This is a genomic window from Nocardioides jiangxiensis, from assembly GCF_030580915.1.
GTDB lineage: Bacteria > Actinomycetota > Actinomycetes > Propionibacteriales > Nocardioidaceae > Nocardioides > Nocardioides jiangxiensis.
This window is the reverse complement of record NZ_JAUQTA010000001.1, coordinates 1,766,507-1,783,539: the sequence shown is the minus strand read 5'-3', so window position 1 is coordinate 1,783,539 and position 17,033 is coordinate 1,766,507. Positions and strand designations below refer to the sequence as shown.

Genomic DNA, 17,033 nt, shown 5'->3' with positions numbered 1-17,033 from the left:
GCCGTCGTCACCCCGTCTCGCGCTGGGCGGCACCGACGACGGCGTCGAGCAGCCCCGGTGCGGCCTCCGCCAGGTCGGCCGAGCGCAGTCGCTGGTAGGTCGTGCCCTCGACGGTGAGGCGCTCGGTGATGCCCGCCTCACGCAGGATCTTGAAGTGGTGGGCGGCAGTCGACTTGCCGACGCCGTCGTAGAGGAGCTTGCACTGCGCCTCGCCACCCGCGTCGACGAGGCGGCGAACCATCTCGAGGCGCACCGGATCCTGCAGGGCTGCGAGCAGCTGCTGGATGCCGGCGACAGGGATCGCGGCATCCTGCGCGGCGGGCGCGGCGGCCGTAGCGGGGTCGGGCGTCATGTCGCTCACCTCGAAATCAGGTTTGACGTTCATCGAACCAGGCGTACCGTAGGAGTTCGACGTACATCAAACCTACCGGAAGCAGGTACGCGGTGACGAGCGCAGCAGCCACACCCGGCATCCACGCCTTGTCCGACCCCCACACCGGCCAGCGCTGGGCGTACTCGCTCGTCCTCACGCTGACCGGCATCGCCCTCGGCGTCTCCGGCATGCCGGCGCCGCTCTACGGCATCTACCAGTCCGAGTGGCACCTGACCCCGCTGACCACGACCGTGATCTTCGCGGTCTACGCCTTCGCCGCGCTCGCGGCCGTGCTCGTCTCCGGCACGATCTCCGACGCCGTCGGGCGCAAGCCGGTGCTGCTCGCCGCGACCGCGACGCTGGTCGTCGGCCTGGTGATCTTCCTGTTCGCGACCAACGTCTGGATGCTGCTGGCCGCGCGGGTGCTGCACGGCGCCGCCGTCGGGTCGATCGTCGTGGCCGGCGCTGCCGCCCTGATGGACCTGCGTCCCGACCACGGCCGCCGGACCGGCCAGCTCAGCGGGGCGGCGTTCAACATCGGCATCACCGTCGCGATCCTGGCCTCCTCGCTGCTCGCCCAGTACGCACCCCACCCGCTGCGGCTGCCGTTCGTCGTCATCGGCGCGCTCGTCGTCGCGATGGGCATCGGCCTTCTCGCGCTGCGCGAGACCCACGCCGCCCCCACCCGGGGGGCGATCCGCATCGCCAGGCCGTCGGTGCCCGCGGAGATCCGCGTGGACTTCTGGTTCGCCGCGCTCGGCGTGATGGCCGCCTGGTCCGTCCTCGGTGTGCTGCTCTCGCTCTTCCCCACGCTGGCCGCCCAGAAGACCGGCGTGCACAACCTCGTCTTCGGCGGTGCCGTCGTCGCGGTCTCCGCGCTCGCCGCCGCACTGGTCCAGCTCGCGGCCACCGACCTCGAGGCCCGACGCTCCGCCCTCGTCGGCGACGTCGGGATGGCAGCCTCCCTGCTGCTCACGATCCCCGCCCTCGCCAGCCACGACCCGTACGCCGTCTTCGTGATCTCAGCGGTCCTCGGCGGCGCGTTCGGGCTGAGCTTCGGCGGCTCGCTGCGGCACCTCTCCAACGTCGTGCCCGCGGGCCGGCGTGGCGAGACGATGTCGGCCTACTACCTGCTGGCCTACTCCACGATGGCCTTCCCGACGATCGGCGCGGGCTGGGCGGCGACGACCTGGGGACTGGACGCGATCTACCCGTGGTTCGCCGGGCTGGCCGCTGTCGCCTGCCTCGCCGCCGGCTGGCTCGGCCTCCGACCGGGCCGCTGACCTGCGGGTAAGGGTCTCCTAAGCGACCGCTCTCACGCGAGACGGGGCCGCTGCGCGGGCTAGGATGCCGCCAGCCCTACCCATGGGTAGAACCGACTCGCAAGGAGCCGTCCCTCCATGTCTTTGATGCAGATCATCGCGATCGTGGTGAGCCTCTCGTTCACCGTCGTCGCGGTTGCACTGACCACCCGCGCCGTGCGCGCGATGCTGAAGGTGATCCGCCAGGGTCAGCCTGCGCTGAACCGCACCGACCGCCCGATCGCCCGCGGTCTGAACATGCTGAAGGAGACCTTCCTCCACACGCGCATGTTCCAGATCTGGTGGGTCGGCGGCCTGCACTGGTTCGCCTACATGGCGTTCCTGGTGCTCTCGACCGCCGTCATGCAGGGCGTCGTGCAGCTCTTCGCGCCGACGTTCGCCTGGCCGGTCATCGGCACCTTCTTCGGCTTCGAGTGGTTCTCCGAGTTCATCGGCCTCCTCGGCGCCCTGGCGATCCTCCCGCTGATCGCGTACCGCCTGACGCACCGCCCGTCGAACACCCCGTCGCGCAAGACGCGCTTCTACGGCTCGACGATGTGGCAGGCCTACTTCGTCGAGGCGATGGTCTTCCTCGAGTCGGCCGCGATCCTCTTCATCCGCGGCGCGGAGTACAACATGGCCAAGGCCATGGGTGGCGAGCACGCCGAGCACGCGACGGGCTTCCACTTCCCGCTCTCGCAGTACTTCTCGCACCTCTTCCCGACGTCGCACCACGGCGCCGAGAACTGGGTCTTCGCCATCGCGATGTTCAAGGTCACCTCCGCGATGCTGTGGCTGATCGTCATCTCCTCGAACCTCACGATGGGTGTCGCGTGGCACCGCTTCACCGCGTGGTTCAACATCTTCTTCAAGCGTGAGTCCTCCGGCGGTACGGCGCTGGGCGGCCTCAAGCCGCTGACGTCCAACGGCAAGGCGATCACGCTCGAGGACATCGACGACCTCGACGAGGACTCCGTCCTCGGTGTCGGCTCGATCAACGACTTCTCGTGGAAGGGCATCCTCGACTTCACGACGTGTACCGAGTGTGGTCGCTGCCAGTCGCAGTGCCCCGCGTGGAACACCGAGAAGCCGCTCTCCCCGAAGCTCATGATGATGGGCCTGCGCCAGCACGCGTACGACGTCGCTGCCGGCGTCGAGGGTGCGGCTGACCGCTCGCTGGTCGGCTCCGTCGACCTCGACGGTGGTCACCTCGAGGACGCGCAGGACTGGTTCTACAACCCGGAGGGTGGCGACTTCGTCATCTCCGAGGACGCCCTGTGGTCCTGCACCAACTGCGGCGCGTGCGTCCAGCAGTGCCCGGTCGACATCGAGCACGTCGACCACTTCGTCGACATGCGCCGCTACCAGGTGCTCGTCGAGTCCAACTTCCCGGCCGAGCTCAACGGTCTGTTCAAGGGCCTGGAGAACAAGGGCAACCCCTGGAACATGAACCCGAACGCCCGCATGGACTGGGCGCAGGGTCTCGACTTCGACGTCAAGGTCGTCGGCGAGGACATCGAGGACCTCGACTCCGTCGAGTGGCTCTTCTGGGTCGGCTGTGCCGGTGCCTACGAGGACCGTGCCAAGAAGACGACGCGCGCCGTCGCCGAGCTGCTCCACATGGCCGACGTGTCGTTCGGCGTCCTGGGCAACGGCGAGACCTGCACCGGTGACTCCGCTCGTCGTGCCGGCAACGAGTTCGTCTTCCAGGGCCTGGCGCAGCAGAACATCGAGACCTTCAAGGAGTTCAAGGTCAAGAAGGTCGTCTCGACCTGTGCGCACTGCTTCAACACCCTGAAGAACGAGTACAAGGACCTCGGCATCGAGCTCGAGGTCGTGCACCACACGCAGCTTCTCAACCGCCTCGTGCGCGAGGGCAAGCTGACCCCGGTCAAGACCGGCGAGGGCGCCCACAAGCGCTCCATCACCTACCACGACCCGTGCTTCCTGGGTCGCCACAACCAGGTCTACTCGCCGCCGCGTGACCTCCTCCAGATCCTCCCGGGTGCGGAGTACAAGGAGATGGAGCGGTCGCAGGAGAAGTCCTTCTGCTGTGGCGCCGGTGGTGCCCGCATGTGGATGGAAGAGACCATCGGCTCGCGCATCAACCTGAACCGCACGGAAGAGGCGGTCGGCACCGGTGCCGACCAGATCGCCGTCGGCTGCCCGTTCTGCCGCGTGATGCTGGCCGACGGCCTCACCAAGATGCAGGCCGACGAGACGGCCCGCACGGAGGTCGAGGTGCTCGACGTCGCGCAGATGCTGCTCGCGTCGGTCAAGGGCGAGGTCGCCACGAAGTTCAAGCCGGGCGAGGCTCCGGTCGACGCCCCGGCCGCGAAGGCTGCCGCTCCGGCTCCGGCCGCCGAGGGTGAGCCGGCTGCGTCCGGCGTCGCCGGCGCCGAGACCGCCGGTGGTGCGGGCTCGACCGCCGCGGGTGGCTCGTCGCTCTTCGGTGACGCGCCTGCCGCTCCGGCTGCGCCGGCGTCGGGTGGCTCGCTCTTCGGTGACGCCCCCGCTGCTCCGGCCGAGGCCGCCCCGGCTTCGGGTGGCTCGCTCTTCGACACCCCGGCTCCGGCCGAGTCGAAGCCCGCGTCCGGTGGCTCGCTCTTCGACACGCCTGCTCCGGCTGAGCCGGCCGCTCCGGCTGCCCCTGCTGCCGGCGGCTCGCTCTTCGACGTGGCACCGACCGAGGCCCCGAAGGCGGAGGCGGCTCCGGCTGCCCCGGCCCAGGACCTCAACGCCGGCGGCTCGCTCTTCGACGTGGCACCGACGGAGGCCGCTCCGGCTGCTCCCGCCGCCGCTGCGCCGGCTGAGGCTGCTCCGGCCGAGGCTCCGAAGGCGGAGGCGGCTCCGGCTGCCCCGGCCCAGGACCTCAACGCCGGCGGCTCGCTCTTCGACATCCCGGCTGCCGCTCCGGCCGCTCCGGCCGCCCCGGCCGCGGCCGCTCCGGCTGCGCCCGAGGAGGCCGCGGCCGCCCAGGTCGAGGCCGCACCGGTCGAGGCCGCGCCGGTCGAGGAGGCCGCTGCCGAGGAGGCCGCTGCGCCCGCCGCTGCCCCGGCCGTCCCGGCTGCCCCGGCCTCGAGTGGTGCGGCGACCACGCCGCGTACGGATGTCGACATCCACGGCGCCTCGTCGCTCTTCGACATCCCGTGGCCCGAGGGTGGCGCCCCGGCTGCCGCTGCGGCTCCCGCCGCCGCTGCTCCGGCTGCTCCCGTCGAGTCCGCTCCGGCGGAGGCCGCTCCGGCTGCCGAGCCGGTCGCCGAGGAGGCACCTGCTGCAGAGGCGGAGGCCGCGGAGACGATCCTCGAGGCCGACGACGCGCCGGAGGCTCCTGCCGAGCAGGCTTCGGCCGAGGAGCCGGTCGTCGAGGCCCCCGCTGCGGAGGAGCCGGCCCCGGCCGCGCCCGCCGCGCCCGCGGAGGCCCCGAAGTCCAGCGGAGCGACGCACACGCCGCGTACGGACGCCGACATCCACGGCGCGTCCTCGCTGTTCGACCTCTGACGATCAGCCGCTGAACACGACGGCCGCCCGGCCTGACCGGGCGGCCGTCGTGCATTTCCCCTCGGCACGAGCGAGCTCCCGCACGTGCCGTCAGCGCGTCTCGCCACCATCGAGCCGGCACCGCCGTACGCCGAGAGCCGTCCGGCACCGAGGACTAGCCTTCTCGCCATGCCTCACTTCGAGAACTCCCGCAGCATCGGCATCGACGCCGCGCCGGCCGTCGTCCACACGCATATCGACGACTTCCGCAACTGGACGGCGTGGTCGCCGTGGGAGGAGCTCGACCCCGCAGTGAAGCGGAGCTACACGGGCGCCGAGGCCGGCGTCGGCGCGCACTACGCCTGGGAGGGCAACAACAAGGTCGGCCAGGGCTCCATGGAGATCACCGCCTCGACCCCGGAGCGGATCGACATCGACCTGGAGTTCCTCAAGCCGTTCAAGGCGAGCAACAAGACCGTCTTCACGCTGACCCCGCAGGGCACCGGCACGCGTGTCGACTGGACGATGTCCGGCGAGCGCAACCTCGCGTTCGCCATCCTCGGCAAGCTCTTCTTCGACAAGGCGATCGCCAAGGACTTCGACAAGGGCCTGACGAAGCTGAAGGCCGCCGCCGAGTCCTGAGACCCACCGGAGGGAACGCCGCCGCCCCGAGATCGGTGCGGCGGCGTTCGGCTTCCCCGGGTCAGGAGCGCATCGAGACGCCGCGGCGCCAGTAGCCCATGAAGGCCACCTGCGAGCGGTCGATGCCGAGCTCCCTGACCAGGTAGCGGCGGAGGGCGGTGACCATCGCGGACTCCCCTGCGACCCACGCGTACACACCGGGCAGCACCGCCGCCCCGCCTCCGTCGAGCGGCTCCCCCGAGGAGGAGTATCCGGGCGTCTCCCATAGCTCCGGGTCGACCTCGTCGTCAGCCGCCAGCGCCAGCCGGGCCGGCTCCGCTGCCGCGGCCGACCGCGCAGGCTCCCCCGCCACCCGTACGCCGAGTCGCTCGGCCGCCGCGGCCAGGATCCGGGTGCCGTGGGCGGCGCCGTTGCGCGGCAGCCAGGTCACGACCATGCCCGGCGGGGCCGTGAGGTCCTGGACGTCCCCGGCGACGGGCACCTCCAGCAGGACGCGACCGACGGCCGTCCCCGGGAGGTCGCGCAGGATGGCGGCGATGGCCGGCACGGCGGTCTCGTCGCCGACCAGCACCATCTCGTCCATCGCCTCGTGCGGCGCGAACTCGATGCCAGCGAAGGGCACCCCTCGCCGTGGACCCAGCACCACCAGCCGGTCGCCCACGCGGGCGGATCGCGCCCAGGTCGACCCCGGGCCGCACGGCGGCTCGTGGACGACGATGTCCACGACGACCCGCGTGCACGCGCCGGAGCCGACGACATCGCGCACCGTGTAGGTCCGCATCGGGCCACGCTCGCCGGCCGGCTGCTGCAGCCACGTGCCCAGCCAGGACGCGTCGGCCCCCTCGAGGGAGGGGAGCTCACCGGCGTCGTTCGGGAAGACGAGCTTGATCCGCTGGTCGAGCAGCGGTCCGTCGACGCCGAAGTCGGCGAGCTCGCGCGAGGCCAGCTCGACGCGGACGAACGACGGGGAGAGCCGCTCCACAGCGGCGACCGTGACCTCGGTCAGCAGCATCGGCAACGCGGTGCTGGTCGTCATGCGGGCTCCTTGCAGTGGTGGCGGCCCACCGGGACCACGAGCGGCGTGCGGGCGACGGGGTCCTCGATGACCTGCGCCTCCATCCCGAAGACGTCCCGGACCAGCTCCGCGGTGACCACGTCGGAGGGAGGCCCGGCTGCCACGATTTCGCCGGCACGCAGGGCGACGACGTGGTCGGCGTACCGCGCCGCCAGGTTGAGGTCGTGGAGCACCATCCCGATCGTGACGCCGCGCGACCGGTTGAGGTCGGTCAGCAGGTCGAGCACGTCGACCTGGTGGCTCAGGTCGAGGTACGTCGTGGGCTCGTCGAGCAGCAGCACCGACGTCTGCTGCGCGAGCGCCATCGCGATCCAGACCCGCTGGCGCTGGCCGCCCGAGAGCTCGTCGACGGGGCGGTCCACGAGGGCGGCCGTGCCGGTCGCGTCGAGGGCAGCAGCGACGGCTGCGGCGTCCTGCGACGTCCAGCGGCGGAGCAGCCCCTGGTGCGGATGGCGGCCTCGCGCGACGAGGTCGCCGACGACGATCCCCTCGGGGGCGAGCGGTGTCTGCGGCAGCAACCCGAGGGACCGGGCCAGCTCCCGCGTCGGGACCCCGTGGATGTCGCGCCCGTCGAGCACCACCTGGCCGGCCGTGGGCCGCAGCAGGCGGGCGAGTGCCCGGAGAAGCGTCGACTTGCCGCAGGCGTTGGCGCCGACGATGACCGTGACCTGGCCCTCCGGCAGGTCGAGCGAGAGGTCCGTGGCGACCGGCCGGCCGTCGTACGCGAGGGTGAGTGAGTGGGCCGTGAGCCTCACAGGCCGCCTCCCGTCCGGTTGGTGCGGATGAGCAGGTGGACGAGGTACGGCGCTCCCAGCGCCCCGGTGACGACACCCACCGGGTAGCGGACACCGAGCGCCCACTGCCCCGCCTGGTCACCGAGGAGCACGATCAGCGCGCCGACCAGCGCAGCGGGAACGAGCAGGGACCGCGCCCCACCCACCAGCCGGGCGGCGATCGGTCCGGCCAGGAACGCCACGAAGGCGATGGGACCGGCGGCGGCCGTGGCGCAGGCGACTAGGACGGCCGCCGCGATCACGCAGACCAGCCGGGTCCGCTCCACGGGCACGCCGAGGGCGGCGGCTGTGTCGTCGCCGAGGTGCAGCAGGTCGAGCGAGGCAGCCTGCGCCAGGAGCACCGGGACGACCACGACCATGACCACCGCGAGCGGGACCACGAGGGGCCAGTCCGCGCTGTTGAGGTTGCCCGTGAACCAGCGCATCGCCGCCTGCACGTCCCACTCCGAGGCCTGGATGAGCACCCACGAGACGACGGCGTGCAGCATCGCCGCGACACCGATGCCGATGAGGACGAGCCGCGAGCCGACGACGCCGTCCTGCCAGGCGAGCACGTGGATGCCGAGGGCGACACCGAGCGCCGCGACCACGGCGATGCCCGAGACCGCCGGCCCGCTGAGTCCCAGCACCACGATGGCGAAGACACCCGCCGCGGACGCGCCCGTGCTGATGCCGATGACGTCCGGCGACGCGAGGGGGTTGCGCAGCATCGTCTGGAAGGTCGCCCCGCCCAGCCCGAACGCCGCTCCCGTGAGCGCCGCGAGGAAGGCGCGCGGCAACCGGAGGTCTCCGACGGTAAACGAGGCGCCGGGCACCGGCTGGCCGAGCAGGACCTGGAGGACGTCACCGGGTCCGTAGAAGCGGTGCCCCACCATCAGGCTGGTGAACCACGCGGCGACCACCAGCACGGCGAGCACCGCCACCACCGTCGTACGCCGCTGCGCGCGACGCCGACGACCGGCGCCCAGCACGCTGACCGTGGTGCTCACAGCGCACGCATCCGGGTACGGCGAACGATGCCGATCAGCACGGGCGCACCGATCAGCGCCGTGACGATGCCGACCTCGACCTCGTCGGGCCGGGCCACCAGTCGTCCGGCCACGTCGGCGCTGGTGAGCAGCGCGCCGCCCACCACGATGGCCAGGGGCAGCACCCAGCGGTGGTCGACACCGACGAGGAGACGGCAGAGGTGGGGGACGACGAGGCCCACGAAGGCGATCGGCCCGGCGATCGCGGTGGCAGCGCCACACAGGACGACAGCCGCGGCGCCCGCGGCCAGACGGGTCCGGCCGACGTGCAGCCCCAGACCGGCCGCCACGTCGTCGCCGAGCGCGAGAGCGTTCAGCCCGCGGGCCATCGCCAGGCAGCCGCCGGTTCCGGCGAGAAGGAACGGCAGCACCAGCCCGATGCGGTCCCAGGTGGCACCGCCGACGCCGCCGACCTGCCAGAAGCGGAAGGTGTTCATCACGTCGAGGCGGGGCAGCAGCACGGCGCTGACGAGCGAGGAGAGGGCGGCCGCTGTCGCGGCTCCGGCGAGCGCGAGCTTGAGCGGTGTGGCGCCGCCGCGACCGAGCGACCCGATCGTCCAGACCACGACTGCGGTCACCGCGGCTCCGGTGATCGCGACCGCGATGTAGGCGGTGGGCGAGGAGAGCCCGAAGAACGCGATGCCGGAGACGACGGCCAGGGATGCGCCGTTCGTGATGCCGAGCATGGCCGGATCGGCCAGCGGGTTCCGCGTGACCCCTTGCATGACGGCGCCGGCCAGGCCGAGCGCGCCACCGACCAGGAGGGCGAGGGCTGTGCGGGGCACGCGCCGCGCGACCGCCGCTGCGCCGAGCGTGGCGTCGTCTCCGGTCAGGCCCCGGCCGATGTCGGACCAGCTGACGGCGGCGAGGCCGAGGGCGACCGACGCGACCGACGCAGCTCCCGCGACCAGCAGCGCCGCGAGGAGCCAGGCAGGACGACCCGTCGCTCGCCGCGGTGTGGCGACCGCGGCGAGCGACGGACCGGGTCGGGTGAGCTGCAGGGACATCTAAGGCCTTGTCGGCTGCGGAGGCGAGGAGGTCGAAGTACCGGTCGATGCCCCAGCCGATCGAGAGGGGCGACGGGTTGGCGGAGGCGGCGAGCGGGGTCGCGTCCGGCAGGACCGCGACCGCGCCCTTGCGGATCGCCGGGATCTTGCCGATCAGCGGGTCGGCCTGGAGCGCCTCGAGGGTGGAGCCGTCAGGGTTGCCGTAGGCGACGACGACGTCGACGTCCGCGAACTTCGCCGCCTGCTCGGAGCTGACCGTCTCGTAGAAGCTCGTCGACGTCGCCGAGGTGGCCGTCACGACGGAGGGCTGCGGGAGGCCGAGACCGGCGAGGAACCCCGGACGCGTGTCGTGGGTCGTGTAGAAGCCGACCTTGCTCATGTCGGTCGGGTCGACGTAGCTGAAGAGGACCTTCCTGCCCTCGAGCGACGGGTGCTCGGCGAGCGACTCCCGGATCTCGGAGTCGAGCCGCGCGACGAGCGCGACGCCCTCCCTCGCGAGGCCGAGGGCGGTGCTGTTCATGCGGACCATGTCATCCATCGACGTGCCCCAGGGCACGCCGGGCTCGGCGACGACCGGGGCGATCCGGGAGAGCCTGTCGTACTCCTCCTTCGTCAGGCCGGAGTACGACGCGAGGATGACGTCGGGCTCGGTGTCGGCGACGGCCTCGTAGTCGATGCCCTCGGACTCGTCGAAGAGGACCGGCGTCTCCGCGTGCAGCTCGGTGAGCCGCTCCTCGACCCACGGGAGCACGCCGTCGCCGTCGTCGTCGCCCCAGGCCGCCTTGCTCATGCCGACCGGCACGAGGCCGAGGGCGAGCGGGACTTCCTGGTTCGCCCAGGCGACCGTCGCGACCCGGACCGGCTTCTCGTCGATGACCGTCTCGCCGTAGGCGTGCTCGATGGTCACCGGGAACGCACCGGCAGCCGCAGCCGAGGGTCCAGTGCCGGTGGTGTGGCCGGTGTCGGCGCCCGAGGCACCACACGCGGTCAGGCCGGTGAGGAGAGCGGCCGCCGTGGCGGGGGCGGTCATGCGGAGCTTCATCTGGAGATCACTTCCGTCGATCAAACTTAGGTAAGGCTTACCTTGTATGGATTGAATAACGAAAGTCAAATGTTGGGTAATTTCGTCAGCGCCCGCCCTCAAGACACGGCAGAGGCCGCCGTCCCCTCACGGGTGCGGCGGCCTCCGGCTACGGAGCGCGAGGCGCGTCGTCAGTAGGCGACGTGGAAGCGCTTGTTGACGTGGGCGCGGTTCTCGATCTCGTCGACATAGGCCTTCGCGTAGTCGGCGCCGCCGATCTTCGACTCGCCCGCGGCGTCGACGAGCAGCACGTCGTCGGAGGTGCGGTAGGACCCGGTGGCCGTGCCCTCGGCCCAGGCGCCGAAGACCGCAGCCGGCGACACGTAGAACCAGTCCGCACCGTTGTCGTCGGAACGCAGCGCCTCGAGCACGGCACCGTGCTGGAGGGCGACGCCCTTGTACTCCTCGGGGAAGTCCGGCGTCTCGACGAGCTGCGGGCCACCCTCGGCGACGAGGGTCGAGCCGGCGCCACCGACGAAGCTCAGACGGGCGCCGCCGTCGCGGGCCGCGCCCACCAGCGTGGGCAGGGCCTCGAGGAGACCGTCGGGCTGCGTGGCGACGACGATGTGGTCGTGGTCGGCGGCGAGCTGCTTCACGAAGGCCTCGTCGGCAAACGAGCCCGTGATCGCGCCGGGCGTCTCGGCGGAGCGGGAGACGATGGTGACCTCGTGGCCACGGGCCTGCGCCTCGCGGGCGATGTGGCCGCCCGCGTAGCCGGTGCCGCCGAAGATTGCGATGGTGGTCATGTCGGTGTCCTTTGCGCTGGTGGATCAATTCCTTGATGTGTCACCATTCTGGTGTCGGCTTGCCGTGTACTCACGGTCTCGGCGCGACCTAAGCTGGTGAATATGCGACACACCCCCATCGCCGCCGTCGGCTACCACCCACCCGAGGGCAAGGCCGGCGAGGTCGAGGCGACGACCGTCAGGGCGATGCTCGAGCGCGGCGGACCCGACGGCTTCGTCGACGTCCAGCGCCCCGAGTTCCACTTCCTGCTGCTCCCGACGTCCGGCCACGGCACCCACATGCTCGACTTCGCCGACCACGCGCTCGAGCCCGGCGCCGTGCTCTGGGTGCGCCCCGGCCAGGTGCAGCGCTGGGGCGACGTCCACCGGTACGACGGATGGGTGCTGATCTTCCCCGCCGGCCTGCTCGACCCGGCGACCGCCGAGCTCGTCGCGGCGACCTCCCCCGCGGCTCCGTGCTGGTGGGCCCCGGACGACGCGCGGGCCGCCGGCGTACCGGCGCTGGTGGAGGAGATCGCCGACCTCGCCGACGACGCGACCGTGCCGCGCGAGCTCCGGGGCCCCGCCCTCACGCACCTGCTCTCGGCGATGCTGCTGCGCCTGACCGCGCAGGCGAGCACGCGTCCCGGGGCGCCGCGCGGCTCCGAGCCCTGGCTGGCCTTCCGTGAGCTGCTCGAGGCCGAGCACGCGCACCACCACGACGTCGCCTGGTACGCCGCCCGGCTGGGCTGGTCACCGCGGACCCTCGCCCGGGCGACGCGGGCCGCCACCGGGCGCACTCCGAAGGAGCTGGTGGACGAGCGCGTGCTGCTCGAGGCACGCCGCCTGCTGGCGCACAGCGATCTCAGCGTGGCGCGCGTCGGGGAGGCCGTCGGGTTCGACGACGCGTCGAACTTCGGGACGTGGTTCCGGTTGCGTGCCGGCCAGACGCCGGCGGCGTTCAGGAGCTCGGCGCGGTGAGTGCGCCGCGCTCCGTGACCTGCGCCAGCGAGCGCCCTCGACGGCCCGGGTGATCAGATCTCGGTGCGGTGGAAGTTCGCGAAGGAGCGGGACGCGGTCGGGCCGCGCTGGCCCTGGTAGCGCGAGCCGTACTTCTCCGAGCCGTAGGGGTGGAGAGCGGCCGAGGAGAGCTTGAAGAAGCAGAGCTGGCCGATCTTCATGCCCGGGTAGAGCTTGATCGGCAGCGTCGCGACGTTGGCCAGCTCCAGGGTGACGTGGCCCGAGAAGCCCGGGTCGACGAAGCCGGCGGTCGCGTGCGTGAGCAGGCCGAGACGGCCCAGCGAGGACTTGCCCTCGACGCGTGCGGCAAGGTCGTCAGGCAGCGTGACGACCTCGAACGTCGAGCCGAGCACGAACTCCCCCGGGTGCAGGATGAACGGCTCGTCGCCCTCGACCTCGACCATGCGGGTCAGGTCGGACTGGTCCACCGCCGGGTCGATCGCGGGGTACTTGTGGTTGTCGAAGACCCGGAAGAACTTGTCCAGCCGGAAGTCGATCGACGACGGCTGCACCATCGCGGGGTCGTAGGGCTCGATCTTGATCCGCTCAGCGTCGATCTCGCTGAGGATGTCCCGGTCGGAGAGCAGCATGGCCAGCAGATTAGTCGTACGCCGCGGCGTCCGGCGGGGTGCCCGGTGATCGGGCAGGGTCGTGGGTCGCGCTCAGGCGGCGGCGCCGGGGCCGCGGCCGTCGTCGGCGACGACCTCCACCGGAAGTCCCGCCAGGTGCGTCAGCTCGGCCGCCAGCTCGTCCCGCCGCACGCGGACCTCCTCGGGCGGCATACCGACCCGGAGGCCCGACAGGTCGTCACACTGGCCGATCCGCACGACCTTCGCATCGAGGGTGTCGGCGGCTCCGTGGATGCGCCGCGCCGCCCACAGCAGGTCGACCTGGCTGAACCGGGCCTCGAGGACGGCGACGTTCACCCCGTCCGGAAGGCGACCCGCCAGGGCCCGCACGTACTTCGGCACAGGCGCCTTCCACTGGATGACCACGGCCTCCTTCTCGGCCCACGGGGTCACGTCCCCCCAGCCGGGGCGGCCACGCAGCCCGCGCTCGAGACGGCGGACGACAGGGCCCAGCGGCGCGGCCTGCAGGGCGTCCACCTGGTCGACGAACGTGACGTCGGGCCTACGGGAGGGGCGAACCACCCGTGCCACGCCGCGCGGCGCCAGAGCCCCGCGCGCTGCGGTCACATCCCCGTCGACGAGAGCGACGACGCCGAGGTGGGTGGACATCGTCGCCAGCACCCGCCAGCCGGGGCCGGATGCCTGCGCGACGGCCTCCTCGATCCGGTCCTGCTCGTCACGGTCAGGCAGCTCCGGACTCGGCTGCGCGTCCCAGCGCTGCATCGCCGCGCAGGAGAAGCCCACCGGGTTCTGCTCGACCTGACGCGAGGCCGCCGGGTCCTCGCGCCAGGCGGCTCCCGCGACCGCGACACCACAGCCCGCGGTGGTCCCGAGCACCGCCGCGAGCGCGGCGGCGCCGACGACACCGCGGAGGACCGTCAGCCGCTTCCCCTGGAACTGCATGGCTGCATCATCGCCCGTCCCGTGTGCGCAGGTGCGCCACTCGGGCAGATCACTGCAGCTTCACGGGCTCGGCAGGCACGACGTGCACGGGCATGCCCGCGGCCCTGGCCAGGAGCTCCTGGATCCGTGGACCGCGATCGCCCAGCGTTGCCGGGTCCACGCCGAGGAGCACGCCGGAGAGGTCGCCACACGTGGCGCCGAAGGTGAACCTCGCCCCGGTCAGCCGCTCATACCGCGGGGCGAAGATCCGGTTCATGGCCGCGGTCACCTCACGGGGCGAGTACGGGGTCTCGCCGACGACGACCAGGGCACCGTCGACGTAGGTCTCGGCGAGCGCGGCGACCTGCGTCGGCTTCCACTGGACGTAGACCGCGCCGGCCTCGTTCCAGTAGGCGAGCTCCCCGTCGTGCGGCAGCCCGCGCAGCCGCCGGCGCACGTCGCGCATCGGCTTCTCGAGTGCCCATCCGAGGGCCGACTCGACGAGAGCCTGGTGGTCCTTGCCGTCGCCGAGCTCGGGCCCCGCGTCCCGCCGGTAGACGTGGCCGGCCCCGGCGGCGAGCAGGACCGGACGCGCTGCTGCGAGGTCGCCGTCCACGAACGCGATCACACCGAGCCGGGTGGGCTCCGCGAACGCGACCGACCACGCACCCCCGGCCATCGACGCGATCCGCTCCGCCTTCGCCCGCTCCTCCTGGACGTGCATGACCGGCGGGGCGTGGCGCGTGAAGACCGGGTGCTTCTCGGGGCAGGAGAAGAGCGCAGCCTGCGACCTCGTCTCGGGCGGTGCCACATGGGAGGGGCCGGGCTCCCCGGAGCGTTCCGGTGGCGCCCCGGCGACGGTCGTCGCCACGAGCGTCCCGAGGACGCCGGCGGCCAGCGCCGCCAGACCGACCCCTCGCCCGACGCCCCGTTGCCCCATGGCGGCATCATGGCCCCATGACCTTCCACCGGTACGTCGCTCTGGGGGATTCGTTCACCGAAGGGGTGGGCGACGCCGACACGTCGCGACCCAACGGGCTGCGCGGATGGGCCGACCGGGTGGCCGAGGTGCTGGCCACGCAGGCCGACGACTTCGGCTACGCCAACCTCGCGATCCGTGGGCGCAAGCTCCCGGCCATCCTCGACGAGCAGCTCGAGCCGGCGCTCGCGCTCGGACCCGACCTGGTCACGATCCACGGCGGTGGCAACGACGTCCTCCGCCCGCAGGTCGACCTCGACGCGCTCGCGGCGGCGTACGACGCCGCCATCGAGCGGCTCACCGCGAGCGGGGCGAAGGTGGTCCTGTTCACGATCGCGGACCCGGGCCTCAACCCGGTCTTCAAGCTGATCCGCGGCCGTGTGGCGATCTTCAACGAGTTCGCCCGCGAGATCGCCGAGCGGCACGATGCGACCCTCGTCGACATGTGGCGGATGCGCGGCTGGAAGGTCGCCGAGATCATGGACGTCGACCGGCTCCACCTCAACGCTGCCGGTCACCAGCTGATGGCGATCGCCGTCCTCGACGCCCTCGGCATCGAGCACGGCCTCGCGCCGCTGCCCGTCGTTCCCGACCCGGTGTCAACCGCCCGCGCGGCGCTCCGGACCAACGCGGTCTGGGTGCGCGAGCACGCGGTGCCGTGGGTCGGCCGCCGGCTCACCGGGAAGTCGTCCGGCGACGGTATCGACCCGAAGCGCCCGACACTGGAGCCGATCAAGTAGGCTCCCACCGTCCCGCTCGCGGGGCACGCGGATGTAGCTCAGTTGGTAGAGCGCGACCTTCCCAAGGTCGATGTCGCGAGTTCGAGTCTCGTCATCCGCTCCACGCTCCACCGCAGGTCACGCGACCTCCCCCGAGAACTGCTCACCGGCGACCCGCTGCACATGGCGCAGGAGCCACGCGAGAGCAGTGCCCTGCGCCGGGTCGAACCGGGGCGCGGTGCGCCAGGCCTCCACGTAGGCCTGCACGAGCACCTCGTCGGCGTTCGCCTCGCCGACGAGGCTCACGGCGAGCCGGTACACCGGGCCGCACGTGACGTCGTACAGCTGTGCGAAGGCGTCAGGGTCGCCGCGGCCTGACTGCAGCAGGAGCCCACCGCACGCGGCCAGGGGACAAGCCCCCGGCCGCCGCGCGGCGCTCATCCCGACCACCGCGTCTGACTCGGCTGCGGACGCTGGTGGCCGAGCTCCCCGCCGACCCGGCCGGCGAACGGACGGCCGTGGTCGGCGTACTCGGCGCGTGCGAAGGCCAGCGTCCACTCGCCTACCCGGAGCCGGGCTCCGGTCCGCAGGACCGCACGGATCGCCGGCGCACCATGGACGTAGGTGGCCGGAGCATGGGCCATCACGACGAACTCGTCGTTGGCGTCGTGGACGACCTCGGCGTGCAGCTCACGCAGGCCGGGCAGCCGGATGTCGCAGTCAGCGCCGCTGCCGATGCGGCAGGTCCCCTCACCCAGCCAGAAGATGGGCTGGCGCTCCCCGGGCCGGTAGGAGTCACGGACCAGCACCAGCCGCGGCTGCCCGCCACGGGCGGGGTCGTTGGTGCCCGTCGGACGAACGCGGACCCGCCGGGCGAACGTCGGCGCCAGCGGGAACGGCGTGGCAGGCGGTAGCAGACCACCCGTCGGCTCCTTGCCCTGGACGCGGCCGGCCAGCTCCCGCAGCCGGGCACGGCTGGGAGCACGCAGTGCCCGCCATCCGGCGAGGCGGATCCGCCTCGAGCCGGTGATCCTGCGCTGCCACCACGGCGCATGGACCGCACCGAGCGAGAGCAGTCGCCGGCCCGGGCCTTCCATCACGTCGAGCACCAGGCCACGGACGGCCAGGGCCTCCGCGATGCCGGCCACGCCGGGAGCGTCCGCGAAGCCGGCAAACGCTGCCGGGTCGGCCATCTCCAGCTGCAGCCGGCGCCCGTCGCCGTGCACACGACCGTCGATCGTCCGGCCGTCGGCCGTCCCCACGCTGAAGCGGAGGTCCGCCGTGACACGCATGGACAT

At 72.3% G+C, this 17,033-nt stretch carries 16 protein-coding genes, 1 tRNA gene and 1 pseudogene; 6 read left to right on the top strand and 12 right to left on the bottom strand.

The window, feature by feature from the left end; all coding sequences use genetic code 11:
- Positions 1-7: 7 nt before the first annotated feature.
- On the bottom strand, positions 8-352 hold the full coding sequence (locus tag Q5722_RS08620; protein ID WP_305027804.1) for an ArsR/SmtB family transcription factor: 345 nt from the start codon (positions 350-352) through the stop codon (positions 8-10).
- 92 nt (positions 353-444) lie between these two features.
- Here Q5722_RS08620 and Q5722_RS08615 point away from each other — a divergent pair, with 92 nt between their 5' ends.
- The 3 genes from Q5722_RS08615 to Q5722_RS08605 all read left to right on the top strand — a co-directional run bounded on the left by Q5722_RS08615 (position 445) and on the right by Q5722_RS08605 (position 5,796).
- On the top strand, positions 445-1,656 hold the full coding sequence (locus Q5722_RS08615; RefSeq protein WP_305027803.1) for an MFS transporter: 1,212 nt from the start codon (positions 445-447) through the stop codon (positions 1,654-1,656).
- Positions 1,657-1,773: 117 nt separating this feature from the next.
- Positions 1,774-5,175, top strand: a complete 3,402-nt coding sequence (locus Q5722_RS08610) for a (Fe-S)-binding protein (RefSeq protein ID WP_305027802.1) — start codon at positions 1,774-1,776, stop codon at positions 5,173-5,175.
- A gap of 168 nt (positions 5,176-5,343) precedes the next feature.
- Positions 5,344-5,796, top strand: a complete 453-nt coding sequence (locus tag Q5722_RS08605; protein WP_305027801.1) for an SRPBCC family protein — start codon at positions 5,344-5,346, stop codon at positions 5,794-5,796.
- A gap of 61 nt (positions 5,797-5,857) precedes the next feature.
- On the opposite strand, the gene Q5722_RS08600 is transcribed toward Q5722_RS08605, so the two are convergent.
- The 6 genes and pseudogenes from Q5722_RS08600 to Q5722_RS08575 all read right to left on the bottom strand — a co-directional run bounded on the left by Q5722_RS08600 (position 5,858) and on the right by Q5722_RS08575 (position 11,527).
- Positions 5,858-6,832 (bottom strand): siderophore-interacting protein, encoded by a 975-nt coding sequence (locus Q5722_RS08600; protein WP_305027800.1) that lies wholly within the window; start codon positions 6,830-6,832, stop codon positions 5,858-5,860.
- Positions 6,829-7,626 (bottom strand): ABC transporter ATP-binding protein, encoded by a 798-nt coding sequence (locus Q5722_RS08595; RefSeq protein ID WP_305027799.1) that lies wholly within the window; start codon positions 7,624-7,626, stop codon positions 6,829-6,831. The genes Q5722_RS08600 and Q5722_RS08595 overlap by 4 nt, the downstream gene beginning before the upstream one ends.
- Entirely contained in the window at positions 7,623-8,654 is a 1,032-nt protein-coding gene (locus tag Q5722_RS08590; protein ID WP_305028351.1) for a FecCD family ABC transporter permease, read from the bottom strand. Before Q5722_RS08590 ends, Q5722_RS08595 begins: the two co-directional genes overlap by 4 nt.
- Positions 8,651-9,700, bottom strand: a complete 1,050-nt coding sequence (locus tag Q5722_RS08585) for a FecCD family ABC transporter permease (RefSeq protein WP_305027798.1) — start codon at positions 9,698-9,700, stop codon at positions 8,651-8,653. The genes Q5722_RS08590 and Q5722_RS08585 overlap by 4 nt, the downstream gene beginning before the upstream one ends.
- 163 nt (positions 9,701-9,863) lie before the next feature.
- A pseudogene (locus tag Q5722_RS08580) lies at positions 9,864-10,730 on the bottom strand (ABC transporter substrate-binding protein); the annotation flags it as partial.
- Between the two features lie 182 nt (positions 10,731-10,912).
- Positions 10,913-11,527: an NAD(P)-dependent oxidoreductase gene (locus tag Q5722_RS08575; RefSeq protein WP_305027797.1), complete on the bottom strand. Its 615-nt coding sequence runs from the start codon at positions 11,525-11,527 to the stop codon at positions 10,913-10,915.
- Positions 11,528-11,629: 102 nt separating this feature from the next.
- On the opposite strand from Q5722_RS08575, the gene Q5722_RS08570 reads away from it, so the two are divergent.
- Entirely contained in the window at positions 11,630-12,487 is an 858-nt protein-coding gene (locus Q5722_RS08570; RefSeq protein ID WP_305027796.1) for a helix-turn-helix domain-containing protein, read from the top strand.
- Between the two features lie 53 nt (positions 12,488-12,540).
- On the opposite strand, the gene dcd is transcribed toward Q5722_RS08570, so the two are convergent.
- From dcd to Q5722_RS08555, 3 genes are all read right to left on the bottom strand, one after another.
- Entirely contained in the window at positions 12,541-13,116 is a 576-nt protein-coding gene (gene dcd / locus Q5722_RS08565; RefSeq protein ID WP_305027795.1) for a dCTP deaminase, read from the bottom strand.
- A gap of 72 nt (positions 13,117-13,188) precedes the next feature.
- Positions 13,189-14,058 (bottom strand): hypothetical protein, encoded by an 870-nt coding sequence (locus tag Q5722_RS08560; protein ID WP_305027794.1) that lies wholly within the window; start codon positions 14,056-14,058, stop codon positions 13,189-13,191.
- Between the two features lie 49 nt (positions 14,059-14,107).
- Positions 14,108-14,977, bottom strand: coding sequence for a hypothetical protein (locus Q5722_RS08555; protein ID WP_305027793.1), 870 nt, complete (start codon positions 14,975-14,977; stop codon positions 14,108-14,110).
- Positions 14,978-14,994: 17 nt separating this feature from the next.
- On the opposite strand from Q5722_RS08555, the gene Q5722_RS08550 reads away from it, so the two are divergent.
- Positions 14,995-15,756, top strand: coding sequence for an SGNH/GDSL hydrolase family protein (locus Q5722_RS08550; RefSeq protein ID WP_305027792.1), 762 nt, complete (start codon positions 14,995-14,997; stop codon positions 15,754-15,756).
- Between the two features lie 27 nt (positions 15,757-15,783).
- Positions 15,784-15,859 (top strand) — tRNA-Gly (locus Q5722_RS08545).
- Between the two features lie 14 nt (positions 15,860-15,873).
- Here Q5722_RS08545 and Q5722_RS08540 read toward each other — a convergent pair.
- Positions 15,874-16,176 carry a sigma factor gene (locus Q5722_RS08540; RefSeq protein ID WP_305027791.1) on the bottom strand — a complete coding sequence of 101 codons (303 nt, stop codon included), beginning with the start codon at positions 16,174-16,176 and terminating at the stop codon, positions 15,874-15,876.
- Positions 16,173-17,027, bottom strand: coding sequence for an FHA domain-containing protein (locus tag Q5722_RS08535; RefSeq protein WP_305027790.1), 855 nt, complete (start codon positions 17,025-17,027; stop codon positions 16,173-16,175). The genes Q5722_RS08540 and Q5722_RS08535 overlap by 4 nt, the downstream gene beginning before the upstream one ends.
- Between the last annotated feature and the right edge of the window lie 6 nt (positions 17,028-17,033).

What these genes read in the sequence shown, in the direction of transcription:
- Q5722_RS08550 (WP_305027792.1), top strand. Translation starts at nt 14,995, where the DNA reads ATGACCTTCCACCGGTACGTCGCTCTGGGGGATTCGTTCACCGAAGGG.
- Q5722_RS08555 (WP_305027793.1), bottom strand. Translation starts at nt 14,977, where the DNA reads ATGGGGCAACGGGGCGTCGGGCGAGGGGTCGGTCTGGCGGCGCTGGCC.
- Q5722_RS08535 (WP_305027790.1), bottom strand. Translation starts at nt 17,027, where the DNA reads ATGCGTGTCACGGCGGACCTCCGCTTCAGCGTGGGGACGGCCGACGGC.
- Q5722_RS08605 (WP_305027801.1), top strand. Translation starts at nt 5,344, where the DNA reads ATGCCTCACTTCGAGAACTCCCGCAGCATCGGCATCGACGCCGCGCCG.
- dcd (WP_305027795.1), bottom strand. Translation starts at nt 13,116, where the DNA reads ATGCTGCTCTCCGACCGGGACATCCTCAGCGAGATCGACGCTGAGCGG.
- Q5722_RS08560 (WP_305027794.1), bottom strand. Translation starts at nt 14,058, where the DNA reads ATGCAGTTCCAGGGGAAGCGGCTGACGGTCCTCCGCGGTGTCGTCGGC.
- Q5722_RS08585 (WP_305027798.1), bottom strand. Translation starts at nt 9,700, where the DNA reads ATGTCCCTGCAGCTCACCCGACCCGGTCCGTCGCTCGCCGCGGTCGCC.
- Q5722_RS08575 (WP_305027797.1), bottom strand. Translation starts at nt 11,527, where the DNA reads ATGACCACCATCGCAATCTTCGGCGGCACCGGCTACGCGGGCGGCCAC.
- Q5722_RS08570 (WP_305027796.1), top strand. Translation starts at nt 11,630, where the DNA reads ATGCGACACACCCCCATCGCCGCCGTCGGCTACCACCCACCCGAGGGC.
- Q5722_RS08620 (WP_305027804.1), bottom strand. Translation starts at nt 352, where the DNA reads ATGACGCCCGACCCCGCTACGGCCGCCGCGCCCGCCGCGCAGGATGCC.
- Q5722_RS08600 (WP_305027800.1), bottom strand. Translation starts at nt 6,832, where the DNA reads ATGACGACCAGCACCGCGTTGCCGATGCTGCTGACCGAGGTCACGGTC.
- Q5722_RS08540 (WP_305027791.1), bottom strand. Translation starts at nt 16,176, where the DNA reads ATGAGCGCCGCGCGGCGGCCGGGGGCTTGTCCCCTGGCCGCGTGCGGT.
- Q5722_RS08610 (WP_305027802.1), top strand. Translation starts at nt 1,774, where the DNA reads ATGTCTTTGATGCAGATCATCGCGATCGTGGTGAGCCTCTCGTTCACC.